The sequence below is a fragment of the Williamsia sp. D3 genome, assembly GCF_000506245.1.
GTDB lineage: Bacteria > Actinomycetota > Actinomycetes > Mycobacteriales > Mycobacteriaceae > Williamsia > Williamsia muralis.
On sequence record NZ_AYTE01000045.1, the window covers coordinates 100,346 to 118,568 of the forward strand.

17 protein-coding genes and 1 pseudogene are annotated in these 18,223 nt (G+C 64.7%); 9 read left to right on the top strand and 9 right to left on the bottom strand.

Annotation, left to right across the window (positions count from 1 at the left end; translation table 11 throughout):
• Nucleotides 1-12 precede the first annotated feature (12 nt).
• The 3 genes from W823_RS52535 to W823_RS52545 form a co-directional block, all read right to left on the bottom strand.
• Entirely contained in the window at nucleotides 13-1,296 is a 1,284-nt protein-coding gene (locus tag W823_RS52535; protein WP_023962138.1) for a hypothetical protein, read from the bottom strand.
• A 92-nt stretch (nucleotides 1,297-1,388) separates the two neighbouring features.
• Nucleotides 1,389-2,456: a C40 family peptidase gene (locus W823_RS52540; protein WP_023962140.1), complete on the bottom strand. Its 1,068-nt coding sequence runs from the start codon at nucleotides 2,454-2,456 to the stop codon at nucleotides 1,389-1,391.
• Entirely contained in the window at nucleotides 2,456-2,758 is a 303-nt protein-coding gene (locus W823_RS52545; protein WP_023962142.1) for a type VII secretion target, read from the bottom strand. The genes W823_RS52540 and W823_RS52545 overlap by 1 nt, the downstream gene beginning before the upstream one ends.
• A gap of 51 nt (nucleotides 2,759-2,809) precedes the next feature.
• On the opposite strand from W823_RS52545, the gene upp reads away from it, so the two are divergent.
• On the top strand, nucleotides 2,810-3,433 hold the full coding sequence (gene upp, locus W823_RS52550) for a uracil phosphoribosyltransferase (RefSeq protein ID WP_023962143.1): 624 nt from the start codon (nucleotides 2,810-2,812) through the stop codon (nucleotides 3,431-3,433).
• A 46-nt stretch (nucleotides 3,434-3,479) separates the two neighbouring features.
• Here upp and W823_RS52555 read toward each other — a convergent pair whose 3' ends face one another.
• Genes W823_RS52555 through W823_RS52575 form a run of 5 tightly spaced genes read right to left on the bottom strand, consistent with a single transcriptional unit; the run spans nucleotide 3,480 to nucleotide 7,764 of the window.
• The gene (locus W823_RS52555; RefSeq protein ID WP_200866411.1) at nucleotides 3,480-3,881 is read right to left on the bottom strand and encodes a VOC family protein; all 402 of its coding nucleotides are present in this window, start codon (nucleotides 3,879-3,881) and stop codon (nucleotides 3,480-3,482) included.
• A gap of 20 nt (nucleotides 3,882-3,901) precedes the next feature.
• Entirely contained in the window at nucleotides 3,902-4,699 is a 798-nt protein-coding gene (locus W823_RS52560; protein ID WP_023962147.1) for an ABC transporter ATP-binding protein, read from the bottom strand.
• Nucleotides 4,700-4,703: 4 nt separating this feature from the next.
• A complete protein-coding gene (locus tag W823_RS52565; protein ID WP_023962149.1) occupies nucleotides 4,704-5,300 on the bottom strand; it encodes a hypothetical protein in 597 nt (198 codons plus the stop codon).
• 9 nt (nucleotides 5,301-5,309) lie between these two features.
• Nucleotides 5,310-6,953 carry a phospho-sugar mutase gene (locus W823_RS52570; RefSeq protein ID WP_023962151.1) on the bottom strand — a complete coding sequence of 548 codons (1,644 nt, stop codon included), beginning with the start codon at nucleotides 6,951-6,953 and terminating at the stop codon, nucleotides 5,310-5,312.
• Between the two features lie 7 nt (nucleotides 6,954-6,960).
• The gene (locus W823_RS52575; RefSeq protein ID WP_031333325.1) at nucleotides 6,961-7,764 is read right to left on the bottom strand and encodes a purine-nucleoside phosphorylase; all 804 of its coding nucleotides are present in this window, start codon (nucleotides 7,762-7,764) and stop codon (nucleotides 6,961-6,963) included.
• A gap of 52 nt (nucleotides 7,765-7,816) precedes the next feature.
• On the opposite strand from W823_RS52575, the gene W823_RS52580 reads away from it, so the two are divergent.
• From W823_RS52580 to W823_RS52590, 3 genes are read left to right on the top strand one after another with little or no spacing between them, the layout of a single operon-like run.
• Nucleotides 7,817-8,518 (top strand): enoyl-CoA hydratase/isomerase family protein, encoded by a 702-nt coding sequence (locus W823_RS52580; protein ID WP_023962155.1) that lies wholly within the window; start codon nucleotides 7,817-7,819, stop codon nucleotides 8,516-8,518.
• Between the two features lie 42 nt (nucleotides 8,519-8,560).
• The gene (locus W823_RS52585; RefSeq protein WP_023962157.1) at nucleotides 8,561-9,781 is read left to right on the top strand and encodes an amidohydrolase; all 1,221 of its coding nucleotides are present in this window, start codon (nucleotides 8,561-8,563) and stop codon (nucleotides 9,779-9,781) included.
• Between the two features lie 16 nt (nucleotides 9,782-9,797).
• On the top strand, nucleotides 9,798-10,994 hold the full coding sequence (locus tag W823_RS52590; protein ID WP_051406681.1) for an amidohydrolase: 1,197 nt from the start codon (nucleotides 9,798-9,800) through the stop codon (nucleotides 10,992-10,994).
• 21 nt (nucleotides 10,995-11,015) lie between these two features.
• Here the strand turns inward: W823_RS52590 and W823_RS52595 are convergent, their stop codons facing one another.
• Nucleotides 11,016-11,486 (bottom strand): gamma-glutamylcyclotransferase, encoded by a 471-nt coding sequence (locus W823_RS52595; protein ID WP_023962161.1) that lies wholly within the window; start codon nucleotides 11,484-11,486, stop codon nucleotides 11,016-11,018.
• Between the two features lie 118 nt (nucleotides 11,487-11,604).
• On the opposite strand from W823_RS52595, the gene W823_RS52600 reads away from it, so the two are divergent.
• From W823_RS52600 to W823_RS0130695, 5 genes and pseudogenes are all read left to right on the top strand, one after another.
• Nucleotides 11,605-13,023: an NAD(P)H-quinone dehydrogenase gene (locus W823_RS52600; RefSeq protein WP_023962163.1), complete on the top strand. Its 1,419-nt coding sequence runs from the start codon at nucleotides 11,605-11,607 to the stop codon at nucleotides 13,021-13,023.
• A gap of 147 nt (nucleotides 13,024-13,170) precedes the next feature.
• A complete protein-coding gene (locus W823_RS52605; RefSeq protein WP_031333328.1) occupies nucleotides 13,171-14,352 on the top strand; it encodes a PLP-dependent aminotransferase family protein in 1,182 nt (393 codons plus the stop codon).
• A gap of 77 nt (nucleotides 14,353-14,429) precedes the next feature.
• Nucleotides 14,430-16,004: an HNH endonuclease signature motif containing protein gene (locus W823_RS52610; RefSeq protein ID WP_081729904.1), complete on the top strand. Its 1,575-nt coding sequence runs from the start codon at nucleotides 14,430-14,432 to the stop codon at nucleotides 16,002-16,004.
• Between the two features lie 564 nt (nucleotides 16,005-16,568).
• Complete coding sequence (locus tag W823_RS57505; RefSeq protein ID WP_081729905.1) at nucleotides 16,569-17,204, top strand: DUF3558 family protein; 636 nt, start codon at nucleotides 16,569-16,571, stop codon at nucleotides 17,202-17,204.
• A 129-nt stretch (nucleotides 17,205-17,333) separates the two neighbouring features.
• A pseudogene (locus W823_RS0130695) lies at nucleotides 17,334-18,223 on the top strand (hypothetical protein); the annotation flags it as partial.

Below are 18,223 nucleotides of genomic sequence, written 5' to 3' on the forward strand. Positions count from 1 at the left end.
CCCATCGGCCGGCTAATCGCGTTTCTTGTCGAGCCGGGTCTCGAACTCGTGCTCCAGCGCCCGCCACGCCTCTGACTCGTTGTCGAAGGGCGGGCTCGGGGCCAAGCGCTTCGGGTCGGGGTTGAGCGCGTAGTTGACGAACCAACCCAGCGGCGTCGTGGAACCGAGTGCTTCCGCGACGGAATCGTCGTCGGCGAAATCGGCTGCGTCGGTGAACAGCTCGACTGCCAACTCCAGCTGGCGACGGTCGATGCGGCGGGGACCGTCCGCGATGTCTTCGGTGAGGCCGGGCAGCACGTAGACGTTGTCCTCGTACACCTCGATCTCCAGCGAACCGTCGGTTGCGGCGACCTGGATCTCCTCGAAGGTGCTGACCACGGAGAGGTCGTGTTCGTTGTCGTCGGCGAGGAACCGCTCCAGTGCCCGGTGCGAGGGGAAGGCGAAGATCTTGCCGCGTGCCCCCAAGAAGACCGGGTCGTCGTCGAGATAACAACGCAGCGTGAAGAACTCGCCGTCGGAGGTGATGATCTGGATGGGGTCGATGCCGACCGACGCCCAGAAATCGTCCTCGTCGATTTCGTCATCATCATCTTCATCGTCGTCGAGGTCATCTTCGTCGTCATCGGAATCTGTGTCGTCAGATTCGCCGTCGATCAACTCGATGTCTTCGTCGGGCTCGTCTTCGTCTTCGGCACTGGCGGCGGCGAGGATCTCTGCCTCGGCCACCGACACCAGGTCGGCGTCGACCTCGGGGCTGGTGATCACCTCATCGATGGCATCGACCACGTCGTCCCAGCGTTTGTCGATGAGTGTTCCGATGCGCCCCCACAGTTCTTCACCGTCACGGCCCTGGAAGTTGCGGGTGCCGGTGGTGACGGCACCGAGGATGGGGTTGCCGTTGAAGAACTTGGTGATCGGGGTCAGTTCGCAGACCTCGCCGATAATCCGGACGATCTCGAGTACGTCCTCGAGTTTGGCGATGACCTCGGGTGTGGGGTCTTCAGAGGCGAGCTCGGGAACGGCGATCAGGTCAAAGGACTTGTCCTCGGCCGGTTCGAGTTCGTCGGCTTTGAGTCCGACAACGGTGTTCCACGCGGGGTGTTCCACCAGATCGTTGTCGTCGCCCGAACGGATGAAGGCCACCAGTTCTGCCACGGACGCGAAGCCGTACAGATCCTCGTCGAGACCGAGGAATGCCTCCCACTCATCGTCACCCTCACGCCAGCGTGGGGCCCACAGGGTGAACGCGTTGCCCTCGGTGATTCCGAGTTCGATTGGGACGATGTCTCCGGCCATGGCCACAGAGCCTAGTCACCGATCCTGAACGTCGGCTACATCGGGCATGGCCGGATCGTGACGGTGCCGGATCACCGGTGGTGTCGCTCGAGTCATTGCGGTCGGTAGAACCCTTCGAAGGTCTGACCCATGTTGGTCGTACGCAGCGGGGACACACTGACCGGGTCACCGGCTTCCACCAGCTGGCCGTTGCCCACATACATGGCGACGTGTCCCGACCACACGGCGAGATCACCCGGTTGGAGATCGGACTGTGCGATCGCGACGCCGGCTGTGTCCTGTTCCTGGGCAAGCCTGGGCAATTCGACTCCGGCCTCCCGGTAGGCCCATTGGGTCAGACCGCTGCAGTCCAGACCCTGCCCGGGCGTGGTGCCGCCCCAGACATAGGGCACGCCCTGCTGGCTCAGTGCTGCCCGTACCGCTGTTGCGGCTCGTTCGTTCGGTGCGTAGGCCACCGACCCGTCGGGCAAGGTGATGGCGACGCCGGTGCCACCGGGGTTGGTTGCAGACAATCCGGCCGGCAGCGTCTGAGCTCCTCCGGCCGCGTCTCGAGATGTGACTGGGGCAGCAGCCTGCACCGGCCCAAACGCTGCGTCGGTGAGATTTCCGAGTTCGTCGCCGACTCGCGCCAATTGGGTGTCGACCATCGCTGAGCCCGCAGGGATACGGCCGATGGCCATCAGGCGTTGGGTGTCGTCGGCCAATGCGGCTCGGGTCTTCTCGAGCACGGCGATGCCCCGTTGAATGTGCGTCATCGCGACCGGAATGACCGCAGCCACACCGGCGGGGGTGAAGAGTGACGGTCCCATGGCCGAGGCGATGGTGACAAAGGAGTCGAGGATCGACTGGAGTTCGACGGAGGCCAGGCGCACCTTGTCGGCTGCCGACTCGATCACCTCGGCGATGTCGGTGCTGTTGTCGCAATGGTGCGCGGTGTCCCGGACCGCCTGGTCGAGTGTGGCGAGAGCCTGGGAGCCACCGGCACCCGACCACTGTGGTGCCAGCTCGCTGTTCAATCGATGCTGCGTGGCCCTGGCGTCGTCGAGAACCGCTGCGGTGGAACGAAGTTGCGCCGCAGGAGCGCCCGCGGGCAGCACGCCGGTTCCCATCGCCGTGATCAGGGCGTTCAGCGGGGCGAGCAGGAGCTCGATGGGGATCATCAGATCGCCGCGATCTGCGCCGCGCTGTTGTCGTCGGTGCCGGCGTAGGCGACCTGCGCGCCGCGCAGGCCATCACCGAGTGTCCGGACCCTGGCCGCGAGCTGTTCGATCTCGCGGCAGTGCCGGTCGGTGACCATCGCGGCCGCGGCCGCGAATTCGGCTCCGATGACGCCGAACACCGGAGCGAGCAGCGCCGCGTCGGCGCGGCCGGCCAAGGCCTGGGTGGCGATGTCCTCGCCGACGGAGCGGGTGCCGAGCGAAGCGGTTCGGAGGGCAGCGGGATCAACGGAGACCTGACTCATGGGCATTCGACGCGATCGCCGGGCGTGGCGGTTCCCTCGTATGGTTGGTCAATGCAGATCCGAGCTGTTGATCATCCATTGGCCGCCGCAAGGCTGACCACGTTGCGCGACGAGCGAACCGACAACGCCGCCTTTCGTGGCGCACTTGCCGACCTCACCCAGATGCTGATCTACGAGGCGCTGGTGGGAGCGCGGGTCGCGGAGGTGCCGGTCACGACGCCGGTGACCACCACCACGGGGGTGCGTCTCGCAGCGCCGCCGCTGTTGGTTCCCGTTCTGCGTGCAGGCCTCGGGATGGTGGAACAGGCGCATGCGATGGTGCCGGAAGCGAACGTGGGGTTCGTCGGGATCGCCCGCAACGAAGAGACGCACCAGCCGGTTCCGTACCTCGAGTCGCTGCCGGACGATCTGACCGGCCAACCTGTTTTCGTGCTCGACCCGATGCTTGCCACCGGAGGGTCGATGCTGCACACGATCGAATTGCTGGTGCAGCGCAAGGCCACCGACATCACTGCGGTGTGCGTCGTCGCCGCGCCGGAAGGTGTTGAGGCGCTGGAGAAATCGGGCTATCCGGTGCGCCTGGTCACCGCAGCAGTCGATGACGGGCTCAACGCCGCCGCGTACATCACACCCGGGCTCGGCGACGCCGGGGATCGCCAGTTCGGGCCACGCTGACCGGAGCTCGAGCCGGTGCATTCCGGCGCGGGGTCGGGCAGTTCGGTCAGACCGTGTAGAACTCGAGCGCGATGCCGTCGGGGTCACGGAAAGCGATGAGGTGGCCGGTGGAGCCGACGGCGATCCCGCTGTGCTCGACGCCCGCGGCGTCCAGATGGGCCAGCCAGCGCTCGAGTGCGCGCAAATCGGAGACCGCGAGCGCGAGGTGGTCCAGACCGCAACGGAACTCCGAAAAGCGACCCGATATGGCGTCGGTCCCATGACCGTTGAGTACCACCTGAATTCCGCATTCGTGGGCGAGGAGGGCCTTTTTCAGGTTGTAGCTCGAGTGGCGTCGCCGTAACCGGAATCCGCACACATCCTGGTACCAGGTGATACTCCGGTCGACGTCGCTCACGGTGAGACTCACGTGATGGAGGCCGGTGATCGGCGGGAACGCTGCGGACACGGTTGGTTCCTCCGGTTCTCCTAGGGGTGACTGCGTGCCGACCATCGTCCGCCGTCGCGGCGCACCTGTACAGGATGGTCGAAGCAGGTGCTGATGGTGTCGGTGGTGAGGGCGTCGTCGACCTCGCCGCACGCCACCGTGAGGCCGTCACGCAAGAGCAGGGCATGGCTGGTGCTGGTGGGCAGGTCCTCCAGGTGATGGGTCACCAGAACGCTGGCGAGATCGACGACTTCGCGGCGCAGTTGATCGATGCTCCCGAGCAGTTGTTCCCGGGCGGCGAGATCAAGACCCGTTGCCGGCTCGTCGAGCAACAGCAGCGAGGGGCGTGCCATCAGAGCTCGCGCGATGAGTGTCCGGCCCCGTTCGCCCTGGCTCATCAGCGTCCACACCGACTTTCGGCGGTCCGACATCCCCAGCAGCTCGAGAAGTTCGTCGGCATGTTTGTTCTCGTCGGCGGTATACATACGCCTGCGATCGAGTTCGGGTGTGTTGGTGAGGCCGGTGAGCACCACGTCGTGAGCCGACAACGGCAGATCCAATCGGTGCCGCGGGTCCACGTGTCCGATGTGCGTGCGCAATTCGCGCATGTCCACCCGGCCGAGGCGGCGACCGAGCACGTCCACCGTGCCGCGGGTCGGATGACCGAACGCGCCGAGAATGTTCAGCAGCGTCGACTTACCGGCGCCGTTGGGTCCGAGCAGTGCCCAATGTTCTCCGGCGTGGACGGTGAAGGTGATGTCGCGCAGGAGGAATCGCCCGCCGCGCACCACATCGATGTGTGCGGCGTGAAGCACCTCACGAGAGCTGGGACCGACCACGAGATCAGTTGGTCCAGTAGTAGATCATCGGCTCGGCAGCGACCACCGAACCGTTGGTCGAGATGGTCAGGGCTGCGGGCGTCATCTCGTAAGTGGTGTCGACATTGACGGCGACGAATTGATCACCCGACCGGGTGGGGAATTGCAGCTCGGTGCTCTGGCCGTCCGCGAGGCCCTTGTAGTAGTAGCGGCCGACCTGGGTACCGACTTGGCAGACAACAACATTCGACCGCGCGGTCTGGCCGATCATCACCGCCGGATCGCCGGCCGCGTTGCAGCGGGGCCCGCTGACGAAACCTTGCCAGTCGGTGCCCGGCACCGTGGGCGTGGCCCGCGGCGTCGAGATCGTCGGTGGTGTGGTGGTCGGAGGCGTCGTCGCGGTCACCGTTTCGGTTTTCGTCGACACCTGCTGCGTTGTGGTCGGGGGCGGCGCCGTGGTGCTGCTGTCGGACGCCGAGGACTTTTCGTCCGCGGGGATGAAGAGGAAACCCAGGACTACCGCGAGCGCCAGGACCAAGACGCCCGCCACGACAGCGCCGATGACCAGAGGAGAAGCCCACGGTGATCTCGGCGGGGGAGTCGGGTAGAAGTTGCCGCTCACGCGCTCACCCTACCGCTGGCCGACGTTGGTCAATGCCGACACCTCGTCGGTCAGCTGCGCCAATCGTCGCTGGGAAGCCGCGTGCGCATCGCCCAGCGGCCGTCCGGGAGATTCGGTCACCTCGAGATAGAACTTCAGCTTTGGTTCGGTACCCGACGGCCGTGCGATCACCCGGATCGTTCCGGTGTCGGTGGTGCCGGTGAACTGCACTGCGTCTGTTGATTGCGATGGCGGTCTCGAGAGAAAATCCTCCATCGCAACGACAACCCCCGCGAGCTCAGAAGGCGGAGCGTGCCGCAGCGACCGCATGATCTCTGCGATCCGATCGAGGTCGTCGACCCGCAGCGAATACTGACCGGTCGTGTGGACGCCGTGGAGTTCGAACAGCTCGTCAAGGCGCTGGGCGAGTGTTCGGCTGGACCGGGCGAGATCGTCTGCCAGTACGCAGAGTGCCACTGCGGCGCTGATGCCGTCCTTGTCCCGGACGGCGTCCGGGTCCACACAGTGGCCGATGGCTTCTTCGTAGGCGTACACGAGTCCCTCGCCTGCGCGGACCAGCCATTTGAAGCCTGTGAGGGTGGTCGCATGGCGTGCACCTGCGGCCGCGGCGATCTTGCTCAGCAAGCTGCCGGAGACGATCGTGCTGGCAACCAGCGGGCTGCTCCCGGTTCCGGCCACGGTGTTGCGGGAAGCGAGGATGTCGGCGCCGAGGAGCGCGCCCGTTTCATCGCCGGTCAACATCCGCCACGAGCCCTCGACCAGGGCCCCGACCGCGCAGCGATCAGCGTCCGGATCGAGAGCGATGGCCAGGTCGGCGTCGATGTCACTGGCGAGGTCCAGCAGGAGATCCGCAGCTCCGGGTTCTTCGGGGTTGGGGAAGGTCGCAGTAGGGAAGTCGGGGTCGGGGTGTTGTTGTTCGGGCACCACAACAACATTCGTGAAACCGGCCCGACGCAGGGCTTCGACCGCGAGTTCGCCACCCACACCGTGCATGGCGGTCAGCGCGACCTTGAGATCGCTGCGTCGCGTGCCGAAGCGCGACCCGAGGCGTGCCAGGTACCTCTCGATGTTCGCGTCGGCGCGGGAGTCCGGGTCCACCGGGATACGGGCGATCGAGATTGCGGCGCCGGTGTGACCGATGAGCTGCTCGATCTCGTTGTCGGCGGGCGGGACCAGTTGGGCGCCACCGTCGAGGTACACCTTGTAGCCGTTGTCGGCGGGTGGGTTGTGTGATGCGGTGATCTGGATCCCTGCAGCCGCACCGAGATCGCGAACGGCGAAGGCGACCAGGGGTGTCGGGCCGGGATCGGGGAGCGCAACGACATCAAAACCCTGTGCGGCAAGCACTTCGGTTGTCGCGTGGAAGAACGGCTCAGATCCGTGCCGGGCGTCGCGGCCGACCACAACCGCGGCGCCGTGATGGCCATGGTCGATGAGCCACTGCCCGACGCCTGCTGTCGCCTTCGTGACCACTGCGACATTCATCCCCATCGGTCCCGCGCGAACCGGGCCGCGCAGTCCTGCGGTGCCGAAATGCAATGTGTCCGAGAAGCGCTCGGCAATCGAATCGGAGTCGAGGGTCTGCAGTTCGCGGCGGGTGGCCGGGTCCGGGTCCGCGTCGATCCAGGCCTGCACCTTGTCGAGGTGGCTCATCCTACGATCAGATCTTCTCGATCACCTGGGCCAGGAGGTGGCCCATCCGCGTCGCCGATGCGCGGCCGACCTCGAGTACTTCCTCGTGGTCGAGGGGCTCGCCGGTGATGCCCGCAGCGAGATTGGTGACCAGGGAAATGCCGAGTATCTCGAGCTTTTCCGCTCGGGCCGCGATGGTCTCGTGAACGGTGGACATCCCGACAAGATCTGCACCGATGACCCGCAGCATGTTGATCTCGGCGGGTGTCTCGTAGTGCGGCCCGGGAAGCCCTGCGTAAACACCCTCGGCGAGAGAGGGATCGACGGATTGCGCGATCCCGCGGAGCCGCGGCGAATAGGCGTTGACCAGATCCACGAACTGCGCGCCGACCAGCGGCGAGCGGCCGGTGAGGTTGAGGTGATCGCTGATCAGAACGGGTTGACCGACGGTCATGTCGGAGCGCAGTCCACCGGCGGCGTTGGTGAGCACAAGGGTTCGGACGCCGGCAGACGCAGCTGTCCGGACGGCATGTACGACATTCGCGAGGGGATGGCCCTCGTACGCGTGTGTTCTGCCGAGCAACACCAGAACCGATTTGTCGCCGATGTGCAACGAATGGACGGTGCCCGAATGACCTTCAGCGCTGGGAGGGGTGAAACCGGGCAGCGTCGCCATCGGGATGCTGGTCTCGGCCGCACCGAGCGCGTCGGCCGCAGGCGCCCACCCCGAGCCGAGGACCACCGCCACGTCGTGGTTGTCGAGGCCTGTCTGCTGCGCGATGGCAGCAGCCGCGGTCTGAGCACTTGCCCTGTGATCGGTCGAGGGGTCCACGTCTGCGCCGTCGATTGCCATGGGCTCAACCCTAAGGCGATATGGTCACCGCATGCCGTATGTGACCACCGCCGACGTCGTGCACACCCTTCACCTGGGCGCCGGCGAGACCGAGGCCAGCGAGGCCAATCCCGAGATCCGGTTCACCATGGACTGGCTGGACACCGTCAACAAGCTGCTCGACGAGGTGCCCACCTCGACCCCCGGCGCACTGGTCATCACTGGTGCCGGCAAGTTCTTCTCGAACGGACTGGACGTGGACTACATCGGCGCCAACGCCGACAAACTCCCCGCGTACCTCGACCGCGTGCACGCTCTCTACGTACGAGTGCTCACTTTCCCGCTGCCCACGGTCGCAGCCATCAACGGTCACGCGTTCGGGGCCGGCGCGATGCTCGCACTGTGCGCCGACCACCGTGTCATGCGCACCGAACGGGGGTTTTGGTCGCTACCCGAGGTGCTTCTCGGGATGCCGTTCACCACGGGCATGGCGTCGCTGCTGCGGACCCGCCTGCCCGACGCGACAGCCATCGAGGCGATGACCACGGGACGTCGGTACGGCGCCCTCGAGGCCGTCGATTCAGGCATCGTCGAACAGGCCGCTGCCATCGACGACCTGCTCACGGAGGCATCGGGTGTCGCGGCCGGACGTGCTGCCGTGGCCGGGCCCACACTCGCCGTGATCAAGCAGGGTCTTCGTGCGCCACTGTTGACCGACCTCGAGCGCCCCACCCCGGCATCGTTGATTGGCTAACTCCGTTCGGACCACGGTGGCCACGGGTGAGAGAATGGCCTGATGGCGGAGATCGAGAAACGAGCTGACCGTGCGGTGCGCGCGGTCGCCGGCGACCTCGTCGAGTTGTCCCATTCGCTTCACGCCGAGCCCGAGTTGGCGTTCGCCGAGCATCGCAGCGTGTCCAAGATCACCGATCTGCTCGACGATCACGGCTTCATCGTCGACGTCGGTGTGGCCGATCTGCCCACAGCTTTCACGGCAGCCTACGGCTCAGGGGACCTCGTTGTCGGTTTGTGTGCCGAGTACGACGCGCTGCCCGGAATCGGCCATGCCTGCGGTCACAACGTGATCGCGGCCGCTGCGGTGGGAGCCGCGCGCGGCCTCGCCGAGATCGCGGACGAGCTCGGCATCACCGTGCTTGTACTCGGTACTCCCGCCGAGGAGACCGGTGGCGGCAAGATCGCCATGGCCGAGGCCGGTGTTTTCGACTCGGTGGCAATGGCTTTGATGGTCCATCCCGGGACTGCCGACGAAGTCGCTTGCAGCTCATTGGCATTGGCGGATCTGGCGATTCGCTACACGGGCGTCGAGTCGCATGCCTCCGCCGCGCCCGAGCGTGGACGCAACGCTGCGGATGCGGCCACGATCGCTCAGGTGTCCTTGGGGCTGCTGCGTCAGCACCTGCGTCGTGGACAGCAGCTGCACGGCATGATCAGTGTCGGGGGCAGCGCCCCGAACATCGTTGCCGGACACAGTGAGTTGCTCTACTACCTGCGTGCGCGAGACGAAGCATCGTTGTTGGATCTGGCCGAGCGCGCCGAAGGTTGTTTTGCAGCCGGGGCCATCGCCACCGGATGTACCCATGAGGTGTCCACCGTGTCGCCGACCTATCTCGAACTGAGGCACGACCCGCGCCTACTCGACGCGTACCGCGACGCGATCACCAATCTCGGTCGTGAGGTGCTGCCTCCTTCCGTCGAAGGCGTTCGGCCACTGGGTAGTACGGACATGGGCAACATCAGTCACATGCTGCCGTCGATTCACCCGCTGATCGGTATCGACAGCGATGGGGCCCGGACCCACGAGGTGGAGTTCGCCGCCGCGGCGGCGTCGGCCTCAGCCGACCAGGCAGTGGTCGATGGGGCAATCGCGCTGGCGCGCACCGCAGCAACGGCGGCGCTCGACGGCCGGTGGCGCGATGAGCTGCTGGAGGCGCATGAGAGACGGATCGGTCAGAGACCGCAGATGATGAGCAAATCGCAGATCGTGGGCAATCGATGATGAGTGTGTATTCGACATGAGTGGGCAGAGAGTGGATCCGGAACGTTTCCTCAAGGAGCTGGACAGCTGGCTGGCGCAGAACAGTGCGCAGCTGGTGGCGTGGCGTCGTGACTTCCACACCAACCCCGAACTGTCCCGGGGTGAATTGCGGACCACTCGGGTGGTGTTCGACGAGTTGACCAGCGCAGGTCTCTCGCCGCGCATCCTGCCTCAGGGAACCGGCGTCGTGTGCGATCTCGGGCCGGCAGGCCCGCTGGTGGGGCTCCGTGCGGACATGGACGCCCTTCCCATCGCCGAGCGCACCGGGCAACCGTTCGCCTCCACGGTGGAGGGTGTGTCCCACGCCTGCGGTCACGATGGGCACACCGCAATCCTGCTGGGCGTCGGCAAGGCGCTCGCCTCGATGGACGATCTCCCGATCGGAGTGCGGCTGGTGTTCCAGGCCGCCGAAGAGGTGATGCCCGGCGGCGCGGTGGACGCGGTCGCTGCCGGTGTCACCCGGGGCGTCAGCCAGTTCTTTGCCCTGCACTGCGACCCCAAGCTCGAAGTGGGCAAGGTCGGGTTGCGGCCAGGGGCCATCACGTCGGCGGCAGACCACGTCGAGCTGGTATTGCATTCGCCGGGCGGGCACACCTCGCGCCCACACCTGACCGCCGACCTCGTCTACGCGATGGGAACCGTGATCACCGGCCTGCCGGGCGTGCTGTCGCGGCGTATCGACCCACGAACCAGCACGGTGATGGTGTGGGGGTCGGCGCATGCCGGCGACGCGCCGAACGCGATACCGCAGGAAGGCCGGTTGCGCGGCACCGTTCGCACCGGCGACCACGCGACGTGGGCGTTGCTGGAGCCGATGGTGCGCGAGATCATCTCGGGACTACTCGCTCCGCTCAGCGTGCGGTACGACCTGGTCTACAAACGCGGTGTCCCCCCGGTGGTCAACGACCCGATGTCCACTGAAATGATGCGGCAATCGGTGATGAACATCGGTCCCGAGGCGTTGGCCGAGACCGCACAATCCGGTGGTGGCGAAGACTTTTCGTGGTACCTGGAGAACGTTCCGGGCGCCATGGCCCGACTAGGGGTCTGGAGCGGGCACGGGCCGCAGACAGATCTGCACCAGCCGAACTTCGATCTCGACGAGCGGGCCCTGGCCATCGGCGTTCGGGCCCTGGCCGGAGTCGTACTCGCTGCCGGCCAGACCATGCGCTGACGCCGCCGGCCCCGGTCGTCTCTACTCGGGTCCTGGACCCACGTTGCGGGACTCGCGAAGTCGCAGCTGGTGAACGTAATCGCTAGGCGCGCCCGCAATTTCGGCGGCCTCGGCCATCACGCCCAGGTAGCGAGCGGAGGGCAGGCCGCCTTCGAAGGCGTCGAGGACGTACAGCCATGCCAGCACGGGACCGTCGGCGGTGTCCACACGTGCCCGGATCTTGCGGTGTATGCCGAGTTCGGAGCCTTCCCAGCGGTCGAGGCTGGATTCGTCGTCCTCGGTCACGTCGTAGAGCACCACGAACACGCGAGCGTCGGGGTTGTCGCGGTCTTCGGTGACTGTCGCCAGAGCACCTTCCCAGCCGATGTCGCCGCCGCCGAAGGTCAGCCGCCAGCCCGTCAGCCATCCGGTACCCGCCATCGGCGAGTGGGGAGCACGCTCCAGCATCTGCTCGGGGTGCATGTTCGAGCCGTATGCGGCGTAGATGGGCACGGGGAGGAGCCTAGATGGTCATCCGCCCATCGGGAAAGCAGGACTGCAGATCGACTAGATTCGTTACGTGGCAGCCCGCCGCTCGGGGCACCCGACATCTTCAGGGAGTTGAGCTGAATTGACCAAGATCGTGATCATCGGCGGCGGACCCGCCGGCTACGAGTCGGCGCTTGCCGCGGCCAGCTACGGGGCCGACATCACTGTGGTCGACAGCGACGGCATCGGTGGTGCCTGCGTGCTCTGGGACTGCGTTCCCTCGAAGACCTTCATCGCGTCCGCCGGTATCCGCACCGAGGTCCGCCGGGCCGTCGACCTGGGCATCAACCTTCGTTACGACGGCGCACTGGTGTCGTTGCCGCAGATCCACCAGCGGGTGCGTGACCTCGCATTCGCGCAGTCGTCCGACATCCGGTCGCGGCTGCTGACCGAGGGCGTTCGAATCGTCGCGGGTCGCGCGAAGCTCGGAGAGCAGGAGTCGGGACGAGGCCGGCACCGCGTGATCGCGACAACGATCAACCCGGATGGATCCGACGGCGCCGAGGAAGTCCTGGACGCCGATGTGGTGTTGATCGCAACCGGCGCGTCGCCGCGGGTGCTGCCCGACGCGCAGCCCGACGGCGAGCGCATTCTCACCTGGCGCCAGATGTACGACCTGAACGAATTCCCGGAGCACCTCGTGGTGGTCGGTTCGGGTGTCACCGGTGCCGAGTTCGTCCACGCCTATACCGAGCTGGGCGTTCCCGTCACGATGGTGTCCAGCCGCGACCGTGTGTTGCCCGGTGAAGACGAGGACGCCGCCCTTGTGCTCGAGGACGTGTTGGCCGAACGCGGCGTGAAGCTGGTCAAGCACGCGCGCGCCGACAAGGTCGAACGCACGGCCGACGGCATCAAGGTGATCTTGTCCGACGGCCGGACGGTGGAGGGGTCGCACTGCTTGATGACGGTGGGCTCGGTCCCCAACACCGACCACCTCGGTCTCGAGGCCGTCGGGCTCGAACTCGCCAAAGGCGGCTATCTCCAGGTGGACCGGGTATCGCGGACCGGTGTGCCCGGAATCTACGCGGCCGGCGACTGCACGGGTCTGTTGCCGCTGGCGTCTGTCGCCGCCATGCAGGGCCGAATCGCGATGTACCACGCACTCGGTGAGGGCGTCACGCCCATCAAGCTCAAGACCGTCGCCTCGGCCATCTTCACGCGCCCGGAGATCGCGACCGTCGGGGTGAGCCAGCAGGCGATCGACTCGGGGGAGTACCCGGCCCGCACCGTGATGCTGCCGTTGGCCACCAACCCGCGCGCGAAGATGAGCGGGTTGCGGCGCGGCTTCGTGAAGATCTTCTGCCGACCCGCGACGGGTGTGGTGATCGGTGGCGTGGTGGTGGCCCCGAATGCGTCGGAGTTGATCTTGCCGATCGCGCTGGCGGTGCAGAACAAGCTGATGGTCAGTGACCTGGCTGCCACGTTCTCGGTGTATCCGTCGTTGTCCGGATCGGTGACCGAGGCGGCGCGCCAGTTGGTTCGACACGACGACCTCGACTAGCCAGTCTCACTGTCTGAGAAACTGGTTTCACATTTCGGTCACGCCCGCTAACGTACGGTGTGGGCGCTGACCTGACGTGCCCTGCTCGGTGACCACACTCATCACCTTCTGTCCTCGTACTTTTCAGAATGTGTTGGAGTGAATCGAATGGTTGTCCTCAGTCCTCGGTACGAAGCGTCGCACGCACTCGCCAACGTGCGCGGGTCGGCGATCCGTGACCTGCTCAAGCTCACCGAACAGCCGAATGTGCTGAGCATGGCGGGCGGGCTTCCGGCAACGGAACTCATTCCCGCGCAACGGATCGCGGAGTCGGCCGCCCGGATCATCGCGGACCCGACCGCCCTGCAGTACACCGTGAGCGCCGGTGTGTCGTCGTGTCGCGAGGTTGTCGCCGAATACACCGGCACCGACGACCCTGGGCGCGTGTTGCTGACGCACGGGTCGCAACAGGCGTTGTTCTTGCTGGCGCACGCGCTGGTCGATCCAGGTGATCTGGTCATCGTGGACGACCCTGTCTACGTGGGAGCTCTTCAGGTGTTCCAGTCGGTGCGGGCGCGGGTTCGTGCCCTGCCCATCACGCCGAGCGGAATTGATGTCGACTTGCTCAGGGAGTGGCTGGGAGACGGTGAGCGCCCGCGAATAGTCCACACTGTCAGCAACTTCCACAATCCTGGCGGTGTGAGCGCGTCTGAGGATAATCGGGTGGAGTTGGCCCGGTTGGCCGACGAGTTCGGCTTCGTGGTGGTGGAAGACGATCCGTACGGCAAACTCCGTTTCTCGGGCGCGGAGGTGAGACCAATTGCTGCGCACAGCGATCGGGTGGTCCTGCTCGGTACCGCATCCAAGGTCCTTGCGCCTGCGCTGCGGGTGGGATGGATGAGCGGCCCGCCCGAAGTGGTCGCATTGGTGGAGCGACTGCGCCAGGGGGCTGATCTGTGTGGGTCTACCTTCAGTCAGTTGATGGTCGCGGATCTGCTGGCCGACCGAGAGTGGTTCTCCGGACACATCGCTGATGTTTGCTCCGAGTATTCCTCTCGGGCAACTGCTTTGACCGAATCACTGCAGCAAACGTTTGGCGAGGCGACTCAGTTCACGGCTCCTGAGGGGGGCATGTTCTGCTGGGTTCGACTGCCCGGAATCGACACGACGGAATTATTGTCTGCTGCGGTTGATGCCGGCGTGGCCTTTGTCCCCGGCGCCGCGTTTGCTGTAGACGCCGACTTCGGGGACTGTCTCAGGCTGAGTTTCGCCACTCTTCCTGCTGATCAACTGGCGGAAGGGGTGCGGCGGTTGGCGGTTGCGTATGAGTTGGTGCGACCTGCTCGGTAGTCGAACATGTGTTCGACATAATCGAGTTCCACTGATAGAATTGTCCTAAGCGTTCGACAGGCTGGGGGGGCTTTTCGATGAGTGATTCGGTGACCGTGGATCCACCGCCAATGCCGGTGTTGGTGGGGTTGTATCGCGATCTCGATGCGGTGCTGCAGCGGATTGCTGGTGCGTCAGCAGCTGATGTTGATGATGTGCAGGTTGCTGAGTTGGTGCGGGTCAACGAGAGAGTGGTTCGGGCACTGACGTTTCAGGGCCTCAAGCGGTTGCAGGAGGTGAATGATCGAGGTTTGTTTCGTAAGGCTGGTCATTCGACGTTGCATCGGTTTGTGATGAGTGAGTTGCGGGTGTCTCGTGGTGATGCTTCCTCGCGGTTGAAGGCACTTGATGCTGCTGGTGTGTTGTTGTCGATGCAGGGGCAGCCGTTGCCGCCGAAGTGTCCGGTCGCCGCCGAAGCGTTGGCCGAGGGTGCGATTGGGTTGGCGCACATGGATGTGATGCTCAAAGTCCGCGACAAGATTCCGCACAAGTCAGCGCCCGAGGTGTATGACGTGGTCGATGCGTGGATGACCGACAACGCCCGCATATCCACTCCCACCGAACTCGAGGTGTGTGGTCGGGAAGTGTTGGCCCGGGTCGATCCGGACGGATCACTCACCGACGACGCTGACCGCAAACGTAACCGGGGTTTGTCTGATGGTCCTCAAGGTCTGGACATGATGGCCAAAATCAGTGGCAATCTCGACCCGGCAACGTTGGCGTTATTTCGCACTGTCATGGATGTATGGGCCGCACCGGGTATGAACAATCCCGACGACCCCAACTCACCGTCTGGCGCGGTCGACGACCCCGCCCACGATGCGGCCATCATCGAAGCTGCTGCAGGGCGCGATACCCGCAGCAGGGCTCAGCGCCAGCACGATGCATTCAAAGCGATCCTCAAGACCATCCTCGAGTACAAACTGCTCGGTACCTCCCACCGTGGCCTACCAGTGCAGGTCATCATCACCATGACCAAACAACAGCTTGATGAGGCCGCAGGCATTGCCCGCACCGCCTCCGGCGTTGATATGCCGGTCAAGGACGCTGTCGAACTCGCCGCCCGGGCGGATTGGTCGCTGGCAGTGTTCGCCAACCACTCGGCCGACGTACTCTACTTCGCCCGCGCCAAACGCACTGCACAGCAAGGCCAGCGGATGGCGTTGTTCGCCAAAGACCGAGGCTGTACGAGTCCGGGTTGTCGTAACCCGATCTCGTGGACTGAGATTCACCACACCACTGCCTGGGCCGATGGCGGTTTGACTGACATCGACGTGCTGGCCCCGGCGTGCATTCCGCATCACGCGATGATCGGGCCCGGCGAGGATCAGTGGCAGACGGTGATGGTCACCGACGGCCCCGATACGGGCCGGGTGGCGTGGATCCCACCGAAGTACATCGACCCCGACCAACAACCGCGGATCAACCGGGCCCACCACGCTGACCACACCGTCGAGGCGGCATGGCAGAACATCATCGCCGAACGCCAAGCGGCACTCAACGAACGCCAAGAACGTATGCAGCTCCAGCAACACAACCGGGCCGAGTCGACGGAGAGCCAAGACGACGACACGAATGGTTGCGACAGCCCGGTCGACCAACCGGACCACTAGCTGCGACTGAATTTCGTTGACGAGGGGTGCGGCTGGCTGCGGGGATGTGACCAGTCCTTGAAGGCGTACCCGTGCGGGTCGCGCGAGACGGCGGTTGGCATTCGATGCTCGAAGGCCCAACGTGGCTACAGCCGGAGCCAGCACGACCAGCCGAACAGTCGTGCATCCACCAAGCTCGGACGGATCGGACGGAACCACCGAGGACCGGCTAACGTCTAACCCCGAGCGAGGGTCTAACGGGGGAGTGATCTGTGACAGACGAAGTGAAGTTCACCGGTGCGCAGTGGGATGAGCTGGCAAGAGCCGCTGAGGCGTTTGCAACTGTGCTTGACCAAGAGGGTGGCCGTTTGAGGGACGTGCTGGCCACAAACTGGGCGGGCTCTTGCAGTGAGGGCGTCGGCATTGTCGAGAACTTAAGGTTGCTTCTATACGGGGAAGGGCCTAGTTCCTTCAAAGGTGCGATTAATTCTGAGACCCTCTACTTAAGGCAGTTGGCGGTGCAATGCCGAGGCGCTGGGACCGAACTCGCAGTTAGTGACAGTGACTCAGAACAGAGTTTTCGCAATGCGACGTAGGCTCCTAGCGTCAATCGCCCTGGTGCTACTTGCTGGATGCAGCCTAGACGACAAAACTACGGACGCAGTCGCCGCTTCAGAGGTTCTGTCATCAGACGTGGCTTCGACAAAGTCGCCAACAGTGACCACGGAAAGCGTTGGAACGCCGATTCCGCTCCCGTTCGAGAACCCCTTTCCGGATCGATGGAACGATTCCAACAACGGCTCGCCCTACGAGCCTTGTGTCTCATTCTCGGGTGAAGAGCTCGAACGATTCCAAATCGATCCAACGGTTATCGAGGATGCTGCAATCGTGAACGGCCAAGGCATTCGTGGCTGTAGCTGGTTCATGCCCAAACGGTTCTCGTTGAGTAATCTGGTTACTAATTCTCGGTCGTTATCTGAGTATCGCGCGGGAACCGTAGAAAATGTGTGGAAGCCGAACATTGATATCAACGGTCGAATCGTTGGTTTGTTCGAGGCAAATCACGAACGGAGCAGAGCTTGCTCGACCTACGTCCAGTCATTTTCTGCTGCTGTAATTACTAACGTCGTCACGTCGACGTCTGATGAGGGTCAAAAAATTGACGCTTGCAAACTCGTCGAAGACTTCACTCGCGCATATATCGACAAGATTCCTGGCTAAAGCCCGCAACGGAGTATGAGTAACGGACATGGCTTTGGAGTTAAAGTCAGCGAGTCGCCTGGGAAGGCGCCGGCGAGGCAAACGGCACTACTGGGCGTATAGCACTAGCTAGGTGAATCGGGGGAGTTCATGGCGCCTAAGCCAATTGGGCAGACGGACTGGTTCGGGCATGCGATCGACGAGATGCGGTCGGTGTGCGCCAGCATGGCGCCGAGTTCGGCGGAAGCAGACGCTGAGGCGATCAGGTTGATTGCGGCGAGGATCAGGGCAGCGTCGGACACCTACTACGCCACGCTAGGACGGCTGTATCCCGAAGGGGAGTTCCACGGGGAGTCGGTCACCGGCTCGCGGCACGCGACGATGGATGCGATTCGTCATATGGACGACTCCGCATCGGTGGGAATGCAGATAGCGGACCAGATCTCGGTCATCTCAAAAATCCTTTCGCAGACACAAGGCAGCGTCGCAGACCTCGACGCCCAGTACAGCGGCAACGCTGCCAGCGTTGCTCGGCAGGTGCTGCAGCAATCCGAACTGGCCACCACGATGACCGACATCTACAGCAACCCGGTCATCGGCGCCAACGGCTCGCTACCCGAATACACCGGAGTACCACTGCCACAGCTGGGCGCAGACTTCCAGCCGATCAACACCGATCCAGCCGGCCTCAACGGCAGCAGTTCGGGCAGCGGCGACAACTCAGGGCTACTAGGAGGAGTCGGTGGCGGCAACAACACGGCGGGCGCAGCAGGTCCCGCTGCACCCGGGGGCCCCACAGGTGGACAAGAGACCTTCCGCGGCGACCCGGTAGAAGACAAGCCGCTCTCACTCGGTGACGTGGGCCAAACCGAGCCTGCACATGCCGGCGGATCAACACCCGGCCCGCTCAACGGGGCTTTCGGGTCACCGATTGCCGGACAAGCAAACGGGGCCGGCGCGACCGGCGCTGCGACGACCTCTGCTCGAACCCGGCCGGGGACCGCGGGCGCAGGATCAGGTGGAGGGGCTGGGACCGCAGC